We start from the raw sequence: 19022 nt of genomic DNA, 5'->3' as shown, positions 1-19022 counted from the left end.
ACTCACCCTTTTACACGGATTCCTTATAATTTAAACAAAAATGATACTAAATTTAAAGCGATTTTTATTATAAAATAATAAAAAATCGTGAACAAAAGGAGACATGGCCATGAACACAGCAGCTCTTCGTCAAATGGAAGCAGACATCGTGGTGATCGGAGGAGGTCCTGCCGGCGTATGTGCAGCCATTGCAGCAGGACGAAGCGGAGCGAAGACCGTTCTAGTCGAAAGATACGGCTTCATCGGGGGAATGTCTACGGCAGCCTTGGTGTACCCTTGGATGACCTTCCATACGACGGAAGGGAAGCAAGTCATTCGCGGACTCGGACAGGAGATCATCGATCGCCTGATGAGCATGAACGCCTCCCCGGGTCACGTGCGGGATACCGTCGGCTTCGTAAATACGATCACCCCTTATCATCCCGAGGTGTACAAGGTGCTTGCGATCGACATGATGAAGGAGGCCGGTGTCAAACTGCTGCTTCACAGCTTTGTGGATCAGGTGCAAACGGAGGAGAACCGGATTCGATCGGTAGAGCTGACCACCAAGTCCGGACGGATTCGTGTAGAGGCGAAGGTGTTTATCGATACGACGGGCGATGCGGATGTAGCCTACCTTAGCGGGGCGCCCTGCTTCAGAGGACGCGAGGGAGACAGCCTGACGCAGCCGATGACGATGAAGTTCCGCATGCGCGGCGTGGATTTGGCCAAGGTGAAGCAGTACATGCTGGAGCATCCGGACGAATTTTACAAAAAGACACCGATCGATGAGCTCGCCGAATTGCCGCTTAGCGGCGTTCTCGGCTTCTTTAAGCACTGGAAGGCTGCGGCGCTGCCGATCAATCGCGATCAGGTGCTGTTCTTTACCGGGCCGAATGAGGACGAAGTGCTCGTCAATACGACAAGGGTCCAAGGGCTGGACGGAACGAAAGTCGAGGATCTCACCGAAGCGGAGGAGCTTGGCCGCAAGCAGGTGCTTCAGGTAGCGGAATTCATGACCAAGAACCTGCCCGGCTTCGAGAAGGCGTCCTTGTCGCAGGTCGGCGCGCAGATCGGAGTTCGCGAAACGCGCCGGATCGACGGACAGTACTCGCTGCAAGCGAATGATGTCATAGAAGGACGGCGCTTCGAGGATGTGATTGCGCGCAGCGGCTATCCGATCGATATCCATGATCCCTCAGGGAAAGGCGTCGTAGCTGCATGGGTAAAGGGGGACGGCGCCTACGACATCCCGTACCGCTGTCTTCTGCCAAAGCGGATCACGAACCTGCTGGTAGGGGGACGCTGCATCTCTACCTCCCACGAAGCACTGGCTACCACGCGTTTAACCCCAAGCTGTATGGCAACGGGTCAAGCGGCCGGGGCGGCAGCAGGTCTTGCGGTTCAACATGGTGTCCTGCCGGGTCAGATTGACGTCAAGGAACTGCAGGCGCTGCTTAAAGCAGCGGATGTGGTATTGGACTAACGGAATAAACCGATCAGGCTGCGGCACTCCATGGGGGAGCTGCAGCCTTTTGGCTTTAGGGCCGATCCCGATCCCGGGTCAGCGGATATAGCCTGTGTCAACCAAGCGGCACTTGGCGGTTACCTCGAAGACCGCCCTCGGATAGAGCCGTTCCCAGGACTCGATCTCCTGTTCGTAGCTGTCCCAGCGTGCAGCTCTGTAACGAAGGCCGAAGCCGATCGGGTCCAGCCGGTTTTTCTGCAGCTTCAACAGAAGCTTCGTCAGCTGCTGCTCGATCTGCCGCTCGGCAAGCTTCTCCAGCTCCGGCAATTGTTCATCCGTGATTGGCTCATGGTCATGCCTTTCCTGTATCACCCCCAGGATGTCAAAACGCGCGGCAATTCGAACACCGCCTTCCCCGTCGTCAAGAACATGATACTTAAGTTTAATGTCCCGCGAGAGTATAGAGAAGCTCTGGTGCTCTTGTTCAACCAGCAAAAACATTTCGTCGGTTTTTTTATTGAAAAAGTTGATCAGCTTGGTCTCATCGGGCGTAAGCAGCATCACCAGCTTGCCTTTCTTGTCCACAATGCCGCTTTTGTCGATTACAAAATGGTCCTTCTGCGCTTCGATAATGGGCATAATTGCGTTGGTGCCCGGCTCCACCAAATCCCGGAAAAAGGAAAAGGAGTATTGGGAAACGATTTTTTTCGATTCCACACCTGTGTTGCCGAAGGAAAGAAAGAGCGCGTTTCCCGGATATCTCTCATAGGACGTTTTGAGCGACAGGACCTCCTTCGCCGTGGGGCGCCCGATTCCAACCCAAGCGATCCCCTGGAGGTCGCGCTGCCGCATCACCCAGTCGAGCTCCTTCTCGAGACCGCCTCTCTTCATCAGCTCTTCTCCCCAAATAATGACCTTGATATGTCCCAAATCCAGTTCCTTATCAACCTTCGATTTAATCATCGATATCGCTTCGCTTACCGTACGGGCTTCTTGGGTGAACACCTGAAACTTGTCCTGGCCGGACTTGGGCTCGGAGTGAGGGATCGCCATCTTCAGCGAAAGACGAACTCCTTTCGGGTCGCCTTCCGGGGCATCCAGCCCCAGGACAACCGCAAAGAAACGCTTGTCGATATCCTTGAAGCCGCAGCCGGAAAGCGTCAACAGCACGAGCAGTAGCAGCAGAAGAGCATATGGACGAAAGGTCGTATCCTTACCGCAGGGTAATCTCAAAGGGACCGCCTCTTTTTTTGAAGATATAGGATGACGAGCAGAATGAAGCATTCCCCCGGCAATCGGACCAGCTGGAAGGCGATATTGAAATCCTCTATCTGAAGGCTGTTCAGCGGCACCAGGCAAAGGGCAATCGTTCCGAAAAGCACGAGTACCCCGCCGATGCTATAGGAGCTTAGCTTGCTGCCTTCCCGATACGGCAGCAGGCTTTTGGCAAATTCCAGGCCGACATGCCAGTGTATCGAAATGCTGATCAGCGATATCGATACGTAGACCAGCAAAAAAATGAACATCAATCGCTCTACCAGAAAGAAGTCCATTCGGATCGCATCCGCCGTCATGATCCAGGGGAATAAATACCGGTCGATAGTAACAGTACCATGATAGAGAAACGGGATAAGGAAGGTCGTCAGCACAACTCCCATACAGGTAGGCACAATGATCCAAGGGAGCCACTTGGTTTGGATCGGTGTACTAAATACCCGGTTAAAAACGACCATATTGATATAACCGCTCAGAATAAAGGTCGTCGCTGCAAAGGTGTTGTAGGGCGGCCAGCTATGTGCATGGGTAAGCACATCCAGCATCGTGTCCCATCGTATGCCGTCTCCGGTCAATGCTTTGAACAATATAAAAAATACCAAAGGCAGATTGACGACAAACAGCATCTCAGAGCCGTACAATACGCTATCCGAGGACATTCGGGCAACAGCCAAAACAACCAAGAGGAAGGTTACCATGACGACGGTTTCGGACAACGACGGGTCGATGTATTCTACCGTCAGCATAGTGAAGCCCAGCAGTGTACACAGCCCGGCGGTATACCATAGGCCTATGCATAGGACGATAATCGAAGCGCTGACGGCTTTCGGCATGTAGAGCTTCATGAGCTCAGGCAAGCCTTCGCCGGGAAATTCCCCGAGCCGCTTGACTACCTGATACATCAGCACAGTGCTGATAAACACTGAGAGCAAACATGCGATGATCGCTCCGTCAAAGCGCGCATTGATCAGTACGCTCGGCACATACTGGATGACGTTGAGCATGGCATTGATGAATACCAGGTAATAAAAATATCTCGGTGCCATCCGGACACTCTCACCGTCCTTTGTTTGTGCCTCCCGGCCCTATTTGATGACGCTTGATGACCCCCGGCTGGAATAGCTTCAAATAAGGCTGGCCGAAGCTGCGCAGGCTGCTTAAATACATGACGAGCCATACAAGCCCGACAACAATTCCGAGCAGCCCGAACAAAGAGGCCAGCACGATAAGAGGATATTTGATGACCCTGACGGCAAAGCTCATGGCATTGATCGGTATGACGAAGTTGGATATGGCTACGGCCGCCACGATAATAATCATGATATTGCCGACCAATCCCGCTTCCGTTGCCGCTTGCCCGAGAATCAGCCCGCCGACGGTCGTTGCGGTGGAGCCTACTGACTTCGGGAGACGGATACTAGCCTCAATTAGAAATTCCATCATAATCAGCATGATGATAATTTCCAAATACGATGCGTAAGGAACGGCCGAGCGGCTGCCCGATACCATCAAAGCCAGCTGGACACGAAACAGCTCCGGATTGTAGGAGGTTGCTCCCACATAAAAGGCCGGAAGCGCCACAGTAATGAACAAGCCGAAGTAACGCAGAAACTTCAAAAAATACCCGATCAACGGAAGCTGCGTCGGCTCGTCCATCGATGAGAAGAAATCGAAAAAAACGGCAGGCAGTACGAGCACGAAGGTCGTCGATTCTACGGCAAGGATGATTTTACCATTGGATAAATTTAATATAGCCCGGTCCGGACGATCCGTAATCATGTGTCTTGGAAACAGTGTCCACCTCTGCTCCATGAGCAGCTGACTTAGCTCACCGGCAGATTGGAGAAGGTTCACCCGAATCGAGCCCAGGCGCTTCTTGACCTCATGAAGCATCTTCTTGTCGATGATCTCGTCATCATATACTAGTGCCACGGTGGTTCGGGAGCTTTCCCCGATCTTCATTGATTCGATCTTCAGCGACGGCACGCGGTACCTGCTTCTCAGCATGTTCAGAGTGATCTGGATGTTCTCGCTGAAGGCATCCTGCGGTCCCTGAATGACCGTCTCCACCTGCGTGTCGTTCACCTTTTGGGCTTCGTATTTGCGTACGTCTATGAGCCACCATTGGTCCTCAATACGAAGGGCCGCTTGTCCCTCAAGAACAGCTCCCATCACATCTTGATAGTCTTTCGGTTTTCTTGCAGCAGGAAGAGAGGAGACGGCTTGAGGATACGATTCCGCCAAGCGGAAAAAGGGCTCGATGATCTGGAAATACATCTTCTGATCGTCGATGAGGAAATAAATATACAGCAGCTCCATCTGCCGGGAGGCACTGGTTAACTCCTTGCAGATGACATCCTGTGAGGTTTGAAGGCTGTTCTTCACGCGCTCCCACACGGCCGAATCCATCAAAAGAACCCCTCCTCCAAAGAATGGCATCCTGTACCTTACATGGATAACATTCCCCGAAGCAGGGGCTTTTATGAAGTGTTCGTTAGGAACGCACGCGAAGCAGAGGCCAAATCCGCACATCGATCGTGCTTGCAAAGTGAAGCAGCGGCTTCGTTTCCTCCACGGCTATTCCTTGCGCTGACGTCATCGTATTTAAGGAGAACTCCGCCTCGGCCAATCGGAGCGGCCATAGCGGATGCAGTATGTCGCAGCGGCAGGGCTGTCCGGAGCCATTCAGCGTATACAGGCAGTAGCGCTCCGTCAACCACTCCTCGATGGAGCCCGGGCTGGCCAAGAACGTATCGGATATCGGCCGATATGACGCCTGAAATGCGCCGGGGGTGCCGTCCGCCCTCACGCTCGTGTAGCTGATAACCTCGCCCCGCCGCTTAACCTCCATACGCGCGTAGATGTAGGGCAAGTGATAGAACGCCCGAGCCAGCTTCACGGCAAGCCGGTTCGCGGCGTCCAGACTGAAGAAATAGACGCCCGGCTTGCCGTCGATTGTGACGTAGGTCCGTACATTCAGCTCCGGGAACCGGTCCGTCAAGGGGATGGGCGGCAATCCGCGCATCCGAATGCCGGTCATATCGAAGGGCACGACGCCGATCCAGCCCCACCCGTCGTAGGTATCGATAGGCAGGCTGCCCGGAACCAGCCGGCGCAGCGCTTCCGGCCGAATCGGCCAATGGGCAAACAGAAGATCGTTCCATGTCTGCTTCATGATCCAGGGCAGGTCCGGTACGGGCCATGGCCGATGCCTGTCATCCCAGTAAGCTGTCATACGCCGCCTCTCGGGGCGGGGGCTGCGGGGGCAGCAGGGGAAAAAGCATCCCAAAGCTCCTTGCGCGAGGTCGTTACCGCTACGGCACCGCTCTCCAGCGCCAAATTCACATCCTGCTCCGACCGGATGAGTCCCCCCGCGAGAATCGGTACCTCCAGACGCTGCCTCAGCTCGGAGATGATGTGCGGCATGACGCCGGGCATCACCTCGATGTAATCCGGGCGGATCTTCTCCGCCAGCTTGTAGCACATCTCCAGCGCACCCGAATCGAGCAGAAAATGGCGCTGAATGGCTAGAGACCCATGCTTCTTCGCCGTAGCGACCGCGCTGCTTCGCGTGGAGATGATACCGGCCGGCCTAACGCTTTGACAGAGGAATTCGATGGCATAATCATCATTTTTCAGACCCTGGATCAGATCGACGTGAATGAGCAGCTGCTTGCGGTGGCTTCTCGCCAGCTGCGCGATGCTCATCAGCTGGGAAATATGGCTGTCGAGCAGCACGATCCACGTATAGGGAGTGTCCAGCAAACGCTCCATGTCCTTCATTTTGCGGACAGCCGGCAGGATGGACTGGCCTTGAAAATCTCCCTTGGCATTTTGCGTAACGCCCATAGGTCATCAGCGCCTCCTGGCAGAAAGTAGTTTTCTCCTATCCACCATCATAGCATAAGTCCGATACCTCACATAGGAGCCTGCAAGCCCAGCCGTTCGGGATGTGTGTATACGTTGAAGCTCTCGCCGCGAAGAAACCCGACCACGGTAATGCCCAAGTCCTCCGCCAGCTGAAGCGCCAGCTCGGTGGGTGCGGATCTCGCCAGCAGGGTGCCGATCCCCATTTTGGACACCTTGAGCAGCACCTCGGACGAGACGCGCCCGCTAAAAGCCAGCACCTTCCCTTTCATCGGCACCCGGTGCCGCAAGCAATGGCCGTACACCTTATCCAAAGCGTTGTGACGGCCTATATCGGTTCGGCAGAGCAGCAGCTCGTCCGCGGTACACAGCGCCGCGTTATGAACCCCCCCGCTAAGCTGAAAGGCGACGGAGTGCTCCTGAAGCTCCCGCATAAGCTTCACACACTGCTCCGGGGTCAGCCGGTCGCGGGAGCGGATCGTCTTGGCCGTCCTTGCATCGCTGCGCCAGTACAACTGGCGGCTCTTGCCGCAGCAGGAGCCGATCAGCCGCTTGGAGTGATCGGCAAGCTGCAGCATGCCGGGATTCGCAAGCTCGATATAGGCGAAGCCCTTGCTTTCATCCAGCTGCAGGGAAAGAAGCTCGTCGGCGGTACGAATCAGCCCCTCCGAGGCCAGAAAGCCTATCACTAGCTCCTCGATATCGATAGGCGTACAAACGATCGTGGCGAACTCCTCCCCGCCGATGCTGACGGTAATCGGCCGCTCCGTCGAAACGGCATCCTGCCGTAAGGTAAATTCCCCTCCTTCGTAACGCCAAATCGGCCTTAGGGACATCATCTCCCGCTCCATCGTCCTCACTCGCTTTCGAGCTCCAGCTCATCGATTCGCTTCTCCACATACTTGGTGTCCTTAAGCGCATGAAACGTTTCCGCCTTCTCAACGATAACGGCCGTATTATATTCCGGGATGCCCGCATGCGGCTCGTAAACCCCCTTCGGCAGCAGCACATTCCCCTCCGGCCAGTGCACCTCGATATTGCCCGCCTTCACCCGTTCCGGCTTCGCCCGTCCCTGGAACGTGCCGAAGCGGTTATAAACCACGATGGCGTCTCCCTCACGGACACCGATCGCCGCAGCATCGTCAGGGTGAAGCAGAACGTCATACCGGTCCGCCCCGTTGAACGGATCCGTTTCGCTGTAGATCATGGAATTGAACTGTTTCCCGCGCCTTGTCGTCACATAGAAATGTCCCTCCGGCTTGCGGCGCTCCGGCAGCTCGATCGGCAGGAGCCGGCCTCGGCCATCCGCCGTCGGACATATCCCGCCCTCGCACAGCCAGGCGCCGCCCCACTGAAACACGTCACCGCGAGCCTTCAGATGCTGGATGCCGTCATAGTTCAGCGCAGCCTGTGCTATCTCCCTTCGGATCGCCTCGGCGCTATCGAAGCGGACCAGCGCAGCCGACTCCGGCTTCACCCGTGCCGCCAAATCCGCATAAATCCGCCATTCCGGACGGGCCTCGGGCAGTCTCGGGCCTTCAATCTCCGGCGAGAAATAGACCATGCGCTCGGTCGAGGTGGAGGTGCCACCCCCCGGCTGCTCATAGCGGGTCATCGCCGGAAGGACGACGACAGTCTCCTGCGCATCCACCAGCGTAGATGAATTCAAGATGATGTCCTGATGCACGCGAAGCTCGGTAGCCTCCAGACAGCGGCGTACGAACGCAGGATCCGGCATCGTCTCGAGGAAATTGCCTCCGGAGGTGTAGAACACCTTCAGCTTACGCTCATGCTCCTCCGGCAGCAGCGCATTTTCCAGCGATACCCCGACGATGTCCCCCTGCCAGCCGGGCAGCTGAAACCCCCACAGCGCTTCTATGCGCCGCCGGTTCTCCTCCGTATCGTCGCCTCCAGGGAGACTGAATGGGTCCGCCCCCATTTCACCGGAGCCTTGCACGCCGCTATGCCCCCGAATCGGCATCAGGCCGCAATGCTCCCGGCCTAGGAAGCCGCGCAGCAGCGCCAGATTCGCCACCTGCGAAATGTTGTCCGTCCCGAAGCGGTGCTGGGTCAGCCCCATGCTCCAGACGAAGACGGCGGAGCCCGCTCCCGCCAGCAGCCGGGCGAACTCCCGCATTCGTCCGCAGCTCATCCCCGAGGAGGCCTCCAGCTCGCTCCAGCCCAAAGCGGCAATGTGAGCCCTTAGCTCTTCATAGCCGTTCGTATGCTCCTTTACAAATTCATGATTTACAGCCGAGCCCGGCTGCTCCTCCTCCATCTCGAACCAGGCTTTCATGACGCCGTTCATGAAGGCGATGTCTCCGCCAATGTTGACCTGGTAAAAATCGTCGGCCAGCTTCGTACCGAATAATGCCGACTCCGGAATCGAAGGAATCCAGTAGCGATCCATGGAGGGCTCATGATAAGGATTGATGACAACGATCTTCGTGCCCGCCCGTTTCGCCGCGTACATATATTTGGTAGACACCGGCTGATTATTGGCGGCTACGCTGCCCCAGAAGACCAGCACATCGGTGCCGATCCAATCCTTATAGCTGCAGCTCGAGGCGCCGATGCCCACCGAGCGCTTCAATGCCGTTTTGGATGGCGAGTGACAAATTCGGGAAGCGTTGTCAATATGGTTCGTGCCGAGAAATCGCGCTGCCTTAGCCGCTGCATAATACGATTCATTCGTAATCCCCCGGGCCGTCAAATAAAAGGCCAGCTGCTTCGGGTCGATCGCGCGGATTTTCCCTGCGATCAGCTCCAGCGCCTCCTCCCAGCTTGCTCTGCGGAAGCGGCGTTCGCCCTTCTTCCTGATCAGCGGATAAGGCAGGCGGCCGAGCTTGCGCAGCTCCGTGCTGTCCAGCTTCCGCAGCTCCTCAATATCCGCATGAAGCGTCTTCTCGGGTATGGCCGGCATCGTATTCAGCCGAAGCACGTTCAGCCTTGTCGTGCACAGGTGCGGTCCTTCCAGCGTCTGATCGTACAAGCCCGACACGCCCAGCGCGCAGCCGTCGCATACGCCCTGCGTAAGGATACGGTACGCATAAGGAAGCTGATCGCGATTCTCCCAGGCCACCTTCAGCGTATCGCGTATATGTCTGGGCTTGAGCTGCTGCAGCCCGAACGGCACCTTGCTGACCCACAGGCTCGGGTCCGGCCGTCCCGGCAGCTTCACCCGTCCCGAATGTTTGGTTGTTCCCATGTTCACTACCCCTTTTGTCCATACATTTGTAAGCGCTGCCCCATGAATTTCCAAGAAAAAAGCCGCAACGAACATAACCCATAGCTCCCGTACGAAATACAGGGGTAGGTGTTACGTCGATTGCGGCGGTTAGTCTTGAGCAGGAGCGCTGCCAAGTGCCAACGGCACATGATCATTGTATTCTGTTTATGAGAATTTTAACTCAATGTTCTGATCGAAGACAAAGATGCTCATTCCAAAATCCTTATCCAAATCGATATCGACATACAGCTCGAGGAATTTGGCCCCGAGCAGCTCCTCCATCTCCACGGGAGGATGGGTGCGGTATATTTCCTTCACCATCTCCGTGCGGGCGGAGCGCAGCACCTGCTTCCCGTCGACGGCGGAAGCGATGAATTTCTCCACCGGGGAGAGATTGCCCTCCATCTCGCAAATCGCCCAGTTCTTACAGAAGGTGGTGCGGATTTCACGAGGCCCCTTGCCCATATGCCTTTTGCGGTAAGCCTTAACCAAGTTGCTGAATTCAGCTTCATATTTGTTCATCTGCAGGACAGCTCCGTTATACGGCATCTTCTGGACCACATTTTACCACGTACCGCCTCTTGCGGACAAGACGGAAAACATCGCCTATCGAACCGGATCTCCGTCCTTGAAGGTTCCGGAGAACAGCACTTCCCCGGATGCGGAGTACACCGTGCCGATCCCGTTCGGCTTATCGTCCTTGAACTGCCCGACATACTTTTGGCCGCCTTGGTAATAGTAGGTGCCTTGCCCGTTGAAGTTTCCTTTCACGAAGTCTCCCTCGTAGATAAGCGCCCCGTCGTTCGCATAGGCTTTGCCCCGGCCCTCCTGCTCGCCGTTTTTCCACTCGCCTACGTACTTGGCCCCTTCGTCGTGATAGTACGTGCCGGTTCCATGGTATTTATCATCGGCAAAGCCTCCCTCGTAGCGCAAACGGCCGTTGAAGAATTGCTTGCCCTGACCGTGTGGCAGGCCGTTCCGCAGCTCTCCGATATATTTGGCCCCGTCATCGTAGAACAGGACGCCTCGGTACGCTTTGTTTTGCTCGAACCTTCCCTTGAGGCTGTTCTTCCAATCCTGCTCCAGCTGCTCTGCCGATTTGCCGGTCACCTGCTTGATGACATCCTTCCATTCTCCCCGGACGAACCACAGGTTGTTGATCTTCGTCTCCCCGTAGCTCTCGACCAGATAAGTGTAGAACGACTGCGATTGCGCGTAGATCAGCGAGATCTGCTCCTTCTTCCATTCCTGATTATTGTCCGGGATCGAGGCGAAGGGCAGCAGCCGGTTCCCCTTATACGCCTCATAAAGCACGGAGTGACGGACAAAGTTCGGATGCGGCTCCGCCTGCTCATAGTAGGTTGCCGCAGCCTCGCCGAGGAACGTGCTCGCGTCCAGCTTGCTCTCAGGATGGCTGAAGGTCATGGCGTGCGTCAGCTCGTGCTTGAACGTCGCCAGCACGCGGTCAATGCTCGTATCCTCCGTCAGCTGAATGAACATTGCCTTCTCGTTCGTATTCCAGCGCGCATGACCGAAGGACAGCCTGGATTCATGCGTGTAATTTTCTTCATCCTGAAAATATACCGGGATCCGCTCGCCAAACGGCCGTACTCCGAACCGCTCCAGCAGGAATTGTTGAATAAGATCAAACCGGGTGGACATCCGGAGCACATCTTCTTCTTGAGCAAAGTAATATATATCGAAATACTTGGTGCTGAACGACTTCCAAGACTGCTTCGCCTTGAACGTGTGAGGCGTCCCGACGTTCGTCCGAATGGCCGGCAGCGGAGAAGGCAGCTTATAATCCTCCATGCCGTTGATCGTTAGCGGCAGCTGATGCGACGCCTTAGCGAACGCATCGGCTGAAGACCCTTGAGGCTTTGTCGTGATCCGTACGGTACGTGTCGCTTCATCCCAGGCGACCTGGGCTCCGAGTGATTCGCTGACGAAGCGGGCCGGCACCAGCGTATTGCCGCTTATCAATACGGCAGGCTGCTCCAGCTGAACGGCCTTGCCGTTGATCTCCGCTTCGTTCTTATTGATACCAAGAATCACGCGCGTTGTATCCTTAAACCCGCTCACCGTACGGGTGCTGCCGTCCCAGATGACGGTGGCGCCCAGCGCTTCGAAAATGCCGCGAAGCGGTACCAGGGTGGAGCCGTTCAAGATGATCGGCGGCTGCTCGTAGGCTTGGAGCGTACCGTTAATTTGCACTGACACCGGAGCAACCGGTTCCGACTCATTCGCGCTCGCGGAGGGTGCGGGGAGCTGACTGGAGAACAAGAGCGTTGCAATAGTTACTACGGAAGCATAACGACGAAATGCAGACATAAACATCCCCTCTAATTCGTAAAATGACATCACTATTGTACCATGGCAGCGGCGGCAGAATGGTGAAAACTTCTTAAGCTGACCGCCCTATAAAATTCGTGTAAAGAAAGAGGAATTCCGGCTGTCGCAATGGAATTCCTTCAGTACCCATTCTTGCATCGAAGGAGAGAATCCATGACAAACCCAAAAGCGCCCCTGCAGCAGCCCGCACCCGCCCGATCGGGGATAGGCCTCTATTTTTCCATTCCCGTTCTGGCTTGGGCCCTTTATGACTTTGCCAACACGATCTTCACCTCGAACATCGTAACGATTTTTTTTCCGTTTTATTTGCAGGAGGTGCTTGGGGGCAGCGAGAAAATGAACCAAATTGCCAGCACCTTCGTGTCCTACACCAATGCGCTCGCCAGCTTCTTTCTAGTGCTGATGTCGCCGCTGTTCGGCGTATGGATCGACCGGACGGGACGTAAAAAGAAGTTTCTCGTCCCCTTCGCGCTCATCAGTATCTTCAGCACGCTGCTCATGGGACTGTTCGCTTCTTGGAACACATCGATGACCTGGGCCGGCCTGCCGGCATCCCTATGTATGGTGCTGCTCCTGTTCATGGTAGCCAAATTTTTCTATAACTCCAGTCTCGTGTTCTACGACGCCATGATCTCCGATCTGGGGCAGGAGAAGGAAATACCGCTTATCTCCGGGTTCGGCGTGGCAGTCGGCTATATCGGTACGCTGATGGGACTTTCCGTGTATCCTTTCATCGGCAATGACGGCTTTCATGAATCGTTCATCCCTACGGCTCTGCTGTATCTCGTCTTCTCGCTGCCAATCTTCTTCATGTATAAGGAGAAGCCCGCCCGGGCGGTTGCATCCGGCAAGAAGCCTTCCTTCTTCAGCGGGTATAAAGAAATTTACGCTACCTTCAAGGAAGCGAAGCTTTATCGTGCCGTGTTCCTCTTCATGATCGCGTACTTCTTCTTCAATGACGCGGTAGCTACGGCCATCGCAGTCATGGGCGTGTACGCCAAAACGGTCATCGGCTTCTCTACCGGCCAATTCATTCTGCTCTACCTTGTATCTACGGTGTCGAGCATCATCGGTTCGTTCGTCTTCGGCTACGTGACCCGAAGCGTCGGCGCTAAGCGCTCTGTCAGTGCCGTTGCCGTCATCATGATCATCTCGATTGCTCTTGCCTCTACCGCTACGAATGAGCCGGTATTCTGGGCGGCCGGAAGCTTATACGGCGTAGCGATGGGCGCCATGTGGGTGACTTCGCGAACGATGATCGTGGAGCTGACGCCGGAGGAGAAACGGGGCCAATTCTTCGGCTTGTTCGCCTTCTCCGGCAAGGTGTCTTCCATTGTCGGACCGCTGCTGTACGGTACGATCACCCTGCTGCTCGCCGACAGCGGCAATCTTGCGAGCCGTATTGCACTCGGCTCCCTTACCGTGCTGGTGATCATCGGGCTGTTCGTCCATGTGAAGGTGCCTTATACGAAAAAGGACTAAGTTTGATGGGAAAGACCTGGCCTGCTAGCCGGGTCTTTCCCATTTGAAAGACTGCACTTAGACGCCAATTGTTGCATTACATCAGAAGTTCTCTGTTTATGAATAGTTTTCCCTCCAAAGGCAGAAAATGGAATGGACTAGAAGCTAATGGAGGCAAGGTCATGGAAACCAACAACGGACAGTCCGAATCAATGACGTTAACCAACCGCCAAGGGCACCCGATCTCGAATAATCAGAATGTAAGAACGATCGGCAGCCGCGGGCCCGTAACCATGGAAAACTATCATTTTCTGGAGAAAATATCGCATTTCGACCGGGAGCGCATTCCCGAGCGGGTCGTGCATGCCCGCGGCGCCGGTGCGCACGGCTATTTTGAAGCCTACGGAACCGTCGGCGATGAGCCGATCGCCAAATACACGAGGGCCAAGCTGTTCCAAGAGAAGGGCAAGCAAACTCCTGTCTTTGTCCGCTTCTCCTCCGTGGTTCACGGAGGCCATTCCCCGGAAACCTTCCGCGACCCGCGCGGCTTCGCGGTGAAGTTCTATACGGAGGACGGCAACTGGGATCTCGTCGGGAACAACCTGAAGGTGTTCTTTATCCGTGACCCGCTGAAATTCCCTGATATGGTGCACGCCTTCCGTCCGGATCCCGTAACGAATCTGTCCAATCCGGAAAGAATGTTTGATTTTATCGCGAATTCGCCGGAAGCGACGCACATGGTGACGTTCCTGTTCTCCCCTTGGGGAATTCCGGCGAACTATCGTCAAATGCAGGGCTCTGGAGTGAACACCTACAAGTGGGTCAATAAGGACGGCGAAGCGGTGCTTGTGAAGTATCATTGGGAGCCGTTGAAGCAGGGGCTGAAAAATCTGCGGCAAGAGGAAGCGGAGCAAATTCAGGCAAAAAATACGTCCCATGCCACGCAGGATTTGTTCGAGTCGATTGTGCGAGGCGATTATCCGGAATGGGAGCTGTGCGTTCAAATCATGAGCGATGACGAGCACCCGGAGCTGGATTTCGATCCGCTCGATCCGACGAAGCTGTGGGATCATGAGAAATGGCCGTTCCTGCCGGTCGGCAGGATGGTGCTGAACCGGAACCCGGAGGATTATTTCTCCGAGGTGGAGCAATCGGCTTTCGGCACAGGCGTACTCGTGGACGGCCTCGATTTTTCTGACGATAAGCTGCTGCAGGGGCGCACGTTCTCTTATTCGGACACGCAGCGCTACCGCGTAGGCACGAACTACCTGCAATTGCCGATTAATGCACCGAAGACGCATGTCGCCACGAATCAGCGCGGTGGGCAGATGGAGTTCAAGGTTGATCGCGGTCCGAGCCAAAATCCGCATGTCAACTACGAGCCGTCGCTCCTCGGCGGTCTGAAGGAAGCCCATCCTGCCGGCAAAGAGCATGAACCGGCCTATCGGGAGAGGCTGGTGCGTCAAACGCTCGATCGGACGAATGATTTCGGACAGGCAGGAGACACTTATCGGAGGTTCGAGGATTGGGAGAAGGACGAGCTCGTCGCCAACCTTGTGAATGCGCTAAAGGTATGCCATCCGCAAATCCAAAATAAGATGGTCGAGTATTTTACTAGAGCCGATGCGGAATACGGCCGCCGGGTGTCGGAAGGCCTTTCGAAGGTTAAGAACGAAATGTCATCTATGGATGAAGGCGCACAGCTGGCGGCACAGGCCGGGAAGCGTACGGACGGGTATTAATAAAGAAAGCGAAGCTTTCCGCAGCATGGCTGGGTTAGGCTTCGCTTTCCTTTTATATGACGTGCATGCGTTACTGGGAGAGCTTACGCGGGCAGATCCATAAACATAAAATGAGCGCCCGACTCCGTCGCGATCGACAGCTCCGACAGATCGGTCATGCGCGCGGCATCCCTTCTGCTCAGCTTGGCTTCTCCGTTCAGCGTCACGTCCCCCTCAATGACAAACAGGTACATCTTGCGATCCGGCTGCTGGGTGAAAGAGAGCTCGTGCCCCGCTTCCAGCTGTGACATATAAATGGTCATATCCTGATGAATATGAACCGTACTCTCCGTACGAATCCTGTTGGATACGACGGGTAGCAGACCGTTCAACGCTGACCGAACATCATAGGCCTTCTGTTCATAGGACGGAGTCAGTCCCCTCTCGCTTGGGAGGAACCACAGCTGCAGCGTATTCGCCACTTCATCCAGCGACGAGTTGATTTCCGAATGGAGGATCCCGGTGCCTGCGGTCATGCGCTGCACCTCGCCCGGTCGCAGCACCTCCTTGCCCCCGGTGTTGTCCTCATGCTGGAGCTGGCCCTTCACGACGAAGGTGACAATTTCCATATCACGGTGAGGATGGGTACCGAAGCCTTCCATAGGCTGTATGTAATCATCGTTAAAGACCCGCAGCGGTCCGAATTGCACATTCTCCGGGTCGTAATAGTCGGCAAAAGAGAAGCTGAAGTTGCACTGCAGCCAGCCGTGATCGGCCGAGTAACGTGAGGCGGCGGGGTAAATTTTGATCATAGGATGCTCCTTCGGTCCATATGGATTTGGGTATAAGCTTTTCCTTTATGCCTGCATTGTAATGTGATACACTTACTTTCGTCAAGTTACTTTCCAATTGTACACAACAAATTCTGAACAGGGGGGACCGGCATCATGCGAATGTATATACGCCATGCGGTGGGAGGACGGCTTTTTCTGGACTCGGAGAAGCACCAAACAGCCTTTGATTTATCGCGTTCGGAGAACGGCTGGACATTCACTATCGACCTCGCCGAGGAGCAGTTGGCCGAAGAGCTGATGAAGAACCGGCTGGAGCTGAATATTTTCGTAGTGGATGAGGATCGGCAAAACCAGAAATCATGGTACTATTCATCGGACGGCGCCATCACATATAACAAGGAGGAGCGAAAGCTCATCATTGCCGCGGACGCCCGTATGGATTATAACGTATAAGCGCTTCCCCATGTATGCATAAGGTGTAGAATGTTGGCAACCCTAAGAGCATTCTCAAGCTGAATGGAAGGAGTGCTCTGCATGGATGATATTAAAGACAATGCGAATTTCGGCATCCCTGAGGGCGAGCCCGGTGTTGCTGCGACTGATGGGATAAGCGATGTCGTGGGGGCCGTTATCAATAACCTTAAGAAGGAAGCTACCGGGGAAAAGGACCCTGTACGGGTGGAACGGAAGGCTCCCTAATCACCGCAATCAGAATCACTTGACGACTTACAGGCAATCGATACATCTTGTCACCTTACAAAAGTAGACATTTCTCTTCGTTGTAAGCTCCCGGGTTATCACCTACAATGGTTATACCCTTTTCTGAAGGAGCTGAGGCTATGCGAATCATCGAAAAGCTAACCCCTGGTCAGTTCTTGCTCGTTTGGTCGCTGCTAGCCGTGATGGTGTATTTGTCCTTAAAGCTGTTTTTTTGGTGAACCACTCTTCCGGAGTGGTTTTATTCGTTTGGGGAAACGTCGAATAAAGTTCTAGTTTATGGTAAAGATAAGACTCATTGCCTATTTTCGCGGGAGTGAGCATAAAAACCATGGCATTCATGCTAATGAATAGAACGGTATTACTATCCTGCTGGATTCTAGCAGCACTTCTGGTAGTCATCTTTACCCCCAGGGGTAAAATTCGCAAAGCCCTCGTCATTTTTTTGTTTACGCATGCTGTTACTTGGTTGTTCGGCCTCATCGTCGCAGAGCTTAAACTCATCGAATATCCTATCCGGGAATTCGCGTACGCAACGAAAAGCAGCTTTGCCTTTGAATATTTTATTTACCCTGCCACCTGTGTCATCTTTATACTTAGATTTCCCCATACCAAAGGTTGGATGAATAAAGTCGGTTGGTACCTGATCTGGCCGACTTGGATGAGTATCGTGGAAGTGTTGATCGAGCGTTACACCGAGCTCATCCGGTACTTGGATTGGACCGGCCTCTGGTCCTGGATCACCCTGCTCGTTACGTTTAGTATGTCGCACCTCTTCTACCTATGGTTTTATCGCAAATAACCATCGATTGGGGCATATGCTTCTTGCCACATCCCCCCACAAGCACCAAAAACCTTCTCTTCATGCCCCATTCGGGGCAAAAAGAGAAGGCCGGATCGGTTCGTTATCGGAGAATCCTCAGATCGTTAATTCCCCTAGTTTGATTAGTTCCACAACCGCCTGCGAACGTCCTTTGACGTTTAGTTTCTGCATGACGTTGGAGATATGGTTACGTACCGTTTTTTCGCTGATAAACAGCTGCTGCGCAATATCTTTGGTTGTTTTGTCCTGCACCAGCAGTTCAAAAACCTCGCGCTCGCGGTTTGTTAGCAAAAATTTGCTTTTATGGTCGCTGCCCTTCAAGATGCCACCCCTCCTTGCCCGGGTATTTGTTTAATTACAAGGTCTAGGGATACAGTCAAATTCAGTTTATGAAGGGCAGCACCACAGGGTGATTCATCCTATGAAAAATGGGCGTTTCCATTGAGAATCCAAGGGTTCGCAGCTTGTCATTGAGCTTACCAGCCGAATTGGACAAGAGTATAGCCTAGAAAACCAACCGAGACCCCGATGGATATGGCGGAAAGCCATTTCATCCACAAAGGCATGTGCTTTCGCTGCATCAGACGATAAAAAGCAAAAACCGTTGTAATGACTGTCGCTGCCATCATCGCCCGGCGAATCCACAGAATGCCGGTCATAGAAGCCAACGCGTTAGCGGATCCGCCTAGCAGCAGCAGGATGCCCATGTGAAGCCAGTGATGGGACGAAGCGATAACCGACAGTAGTATCGATGAAATCGAGGCGGCTACCGTTCCCGCGGCCTCCTTGCTGGGCATGTGCCGACGCATCATACTTCTCCCCCCTCAGCATCGGCAGCCCTACCCGCTTCGCCAGTGTCTTTCCTAACGTCCGTCAGAGACGCAGTGAACCTCTTGAAGCTTGCCGCGAACTGAGCCTGCTCCTCCTCGGACATTCTAGCAAGAATGGATTGATAGAATGCCACGGATTGGTCTCGCACTCTGTGAATGGAGCTTTTCCCCTTCCCCGTTAAAGTAAGCACTACTTCCCTGCGATTGCTTTCATTCAGCTCCCTTGAAACAAAGCCGCCCTTCACAAGACCTTCAATGAGTCGGCTGACGGAGCTCCGTTCCAATTGAAGCCTTGCCGCCAGCTCCGTTATCGTAAGCGTCGTCTTCTCCAGCTCCTGAAGAGCGAACACTTGGGACAGCGATAAAGAAAAACCGCACGGTGTTTTGGTTTGCTCCAAAAGGCCAAAGGATCGGATAAACTGCTGCATCACGTATCGGAGCTCTACTACATCCTCTCGCTGCATCTGACGTCCTCCCAATTGATGATATAATCAACTGTTGTATAA

At 54.4% G+C, this 19022-nt stretch carries 19 protein-coding genes; 6 read left to right on the top strand and 13 right to left on the bottom strand.

The genetic code is table 11. The features are described 5' to 3' along the window. Nucleotides 1–109 precede the first annotated feature (109 nt). Nucleotides 110–1465, top strand: coding sequence for an FAD-dependent oxidoreductase (locus QMO62_RS00325; RefSeq protein WP_284637796.1), 1356 nt, complete (start codon nucleotides 110–112; stop codon nucleotides 1463–1465). A gap of 78 nt (nucleotides 1466–1543) precedes the next feature. Here QMO62_RS00325 and QMO62_RS00320 read toward each other — a convergent pair whose 3' ends face one another. The 9 genes from QMO62_RS00320 to QMO62_RS00280 all read right to left on the bottom strand — a co-directional run bounded on the left by QMO62_RS00320 (nucleotide 1544) and on the right by QMO62_RS00280 (nucleotide 12149). Next, a complete protein-coding gene (locus tag QMO62_RS00320; protein ID WP_284637794.1) occupies nucleotides 1544–2680 on the bottom strand; it encodes a Ger(x)C family spore germination protein in 1137 nt (378 codons plus the stop codon). Next, nucleotides 2677–3768 (bottom strand): hypothetical protein, encoded by a 1092-nt coding sequence (locus QMO62_RS00315; RefSeq protein ID WP_284637792.1) that lies wholly within the window; start codon nucleotides 3766–3768, stop codon nucleotides 2677–2679. Before QMO62_RS00315 ends, QMO62_RS00320 begins: the two co-directional genes overlap by 4 nt. A gap of 10 nt (nucleotides 3769–3778) precedes the next feature. Continuing rightward, a complete protein-coding gene (locus tag QMO62_RS00310) occupies nucleotides 3779–5131 on the bottom strand; it encodes a spore germination protein (protein WP_284637790.1) in 1353 nt (450 codons plus the stop codon). Between the two features lie 85 nt (nucleotides 5132–5216). Beyond that, nucleotides 5217–5957 carry a YqjF family protein gene (locus tag QMO62_RS00305; protein ID WP_284637788.1) on the bottom strand — a complete coding sequence of 247 codons (741 nt, stop codon included), beginning with the start codon at nucleotides 5955–5957 and terminating at the stop codon, nucleotides 5217–5219. Continuing rightward, nucleotides 5954–6571, bottom strand: a complete 618-nt coding sequence (locus QMO62_RS00300; protein WP_284637786.1) for a glycerol-3-phosphate responsive antiterminator — start codon at nucleotides 6569–6571, stop codon at nucleotides 5954–5956. The genes QMO62_RS00305 and QMO62_RS00300 overlap by 4 nt, the downstream gene beginning before the upstream one ends. A 68-nt stretch (nucleotides 6572–6639) precedes the next feature. Beyond that, nucleotides 6640–7440: a formate dehydrogenase accessory sulfurtransferase FdhD gene (gene fdhD / locus QMO62_RS00295; RefSeq protein WP_284644808.1), complete on the bottom strand. Its 801-nt coding sequence runs from the start codon at nucleotides 7438–7440 to the stop codon at nucleotides 6640–6642. Nucleotides 7441–7445: 5 nt separating this feature from the next. Then, nucleotides 7446–9797 (bottom strand): FdhF/YdeP family oxidoreductase, encoded by a 2352-nt coding sequence (locus QMO62_RS00290; RefSeq protein WP_284637784.1) that lies wholly within the window; start codon nucleotides 9795–9797, stop codon nucleotides 7446–7448. Nucleotides 9798–9983: 186 nt separating this feature from the next. After that, nucleotides 9984–10340: a Na-translocating system protein MpsC family protein gene (locus tag QMO62_RS00285; RefSeq protein WP_284637781.1), complete on the bottom strand. Its 357-nt coding sequence runs from the start codon at nucleotides 10338–10340 to the stop codon at nucleotides 9984–9986. Nucleotides 10341–10424: 84 nt separating this feature from the next. Beyond that, nucleotides 10425–12149, bottom strand: a complete 1725-nt coding sequence (locus QMO62_RS00280; protein WP_284637779.1) for a stalk domain-containing protein — start codon at nucleotides 12147–12149, stop codon at nucleotides 10425–10427. A gap of 174 nt (nucleotides 12150–12323) precedes the next feature. Here QMO62_RS00280 and QMO62_RS00275 point away from each other — a divergent pair, with 174 nt between their 5' ends. Both QMO62_RS00275 and QMO62_RS00270 read left to right on the top strand, forming a co-directional pair. Beyond that, a complete protein-coding gene (locus tag QMO62_RS00275; protein WP_284637777.1) occupies nucleotides 12324–13652 on the top strand; it encodes an MFS transporter in 1329 nt (442 codons plus the stop codon). Between the two features lie 161 nt (nucleotides 13653–13813). Then, nucleotides 13814–15373 (top strand): catalase, encoded by a 1560-nt coding sequence (locus tag QMO62_RS00270; RefSeq protein ID WP_284637775.1) that lies wholly within the window; start codon nucleotides 13814–13816, stop codon nucleotides 15371–15373. An 83-nt stretch (nucleotides 15374–15456) separates the two neighbouring features. Here QMO62_RS00270 and QMO62_RS00265 read toward each other — a convergent pair whose 3' ends face one another. Then, nucleotides 15457–16164, bottom strand: coding sequence for a pirin family protein (locus QMO62_RS00265; RefSeq protein WP_284637773.1), 708 nt, complete (start codon nucleotides 16162–16164; stop codon nucleotides 15457–15459). 135 nt (nucleotides 16165–16299) lie between these two features. Here QMO62_RS00265 and QMO62_RS00260 point away from each other — a divergent pair, with 135 nt between their 5' ends. The 3 genes from QMO62_RS00260 to QMO62_RS00250 all read left to right on the top strand — a co-directional run bounded on the left by QMO62_RS00260 (nucleotide 16300) and on the right by QMO62_RS00250 (nucleotide 17665). Beyond that, on the top strand, nucleotides 16300–16599 hold the full coding sequence (locus QMO62_RS00260) for a hypothetical protein (RefSeq protein WP_284637771.1): 300 nt from the start codon (nucleotides 16300–16302) through the stop codon (nucleotides 16597–16599). An 81-nt stretch (nucleotides 16600–16680) separates the two neighbouring features. Further along, on the top strand, nucleotides 16681–16845 hold the full coding sequence (locus tag QMO62_RS00255) for a hypothetical protein (protein WP_284637769.1): 165 nt from the start codon (nucleotides 16681–16683) through the stop codon (nucleotides 16843–16845). Between the two features lie 364 nt (nucleotides 16846–17209). Beyond that, nucleotides 17210–17665, top strand: coding sequence for a CBO0543 family protein (locus QMO62_RS00250; RefSeq protein WP_284637767.1), 456 nt, complete (start codon nucleotides 17210–17212; stop codon nucleotides 17663–17665). Between the two features lie 117 nt (nucleotides 17666–17782). Here the strand turns inward: QMO62_RS00250 and QMO62_RS00245 are convergent, their stop codons facing one another. The 3 genes from QMO62_RS00245 to QMO62_RS00235 all read right to left on the bottom strand — a co-directional run bounded on the left by QMO62_RS00245 (nucleotide 17783) and on the right by QMO62_RS00235 (nucleotide 18980). Then, nucleotides 17783–18007: a helix-turn-helix domain-containing protein gene (locus tag QMO62_RS00245; RefSeq protein ID WP_028547616.1), complete on the bottom strand. Its 225-nt coding sequence runs from the start codon at nucleotides 18005–18007 to the stop codon at nucleotides 17783–17785. A 155-nt stretch (nucleotides 18008–18162) separates the two neighbouring features. Further along, the gene (locus tag QMO62_RS00240) at nucleotides 18163–18498 is read right to left on the bottom strand and encodes a hypothetical protein (RefSeq protein ID WP_284637762.1); all 336 of its coding nucleotides are present in this window, start codon (nucleotides 18496–18498) and stop codon (nucleotides 18163–18165) included. Then, nucleotides 18495–18980, bottom strand: a complete 486-nt coding sequence (locus QMO62_RS00235; RefSeq protein WP_284637761.1) for a MarR family winged helix-turn-helix transcriptional regulator — start codon at nucleotides 18978–18980, stop codon at nucleotides 18495–18497. Before QMO62_RS00235 ends, QMO62_RS00240 begins: the two co-directional genes overlap by 4 nt. Nucleotides 18981–19022: the final 42 nt, after the last annotated feature.

Source organism: Paenibacillus silviterrae, assembly GCF_030167925.1.
GTDB lineage: Bacteria > Bacillota > Bacilli > Paenibacillales > NBRC-103111 > Paenibacillus_G > Paenibacillus_G silviterrae.
The sequence above is the reverse complement of the archived record's forward strand: the minus strand, read 5'-3'. Positions and strand labels throughout refer to the sequence as shown.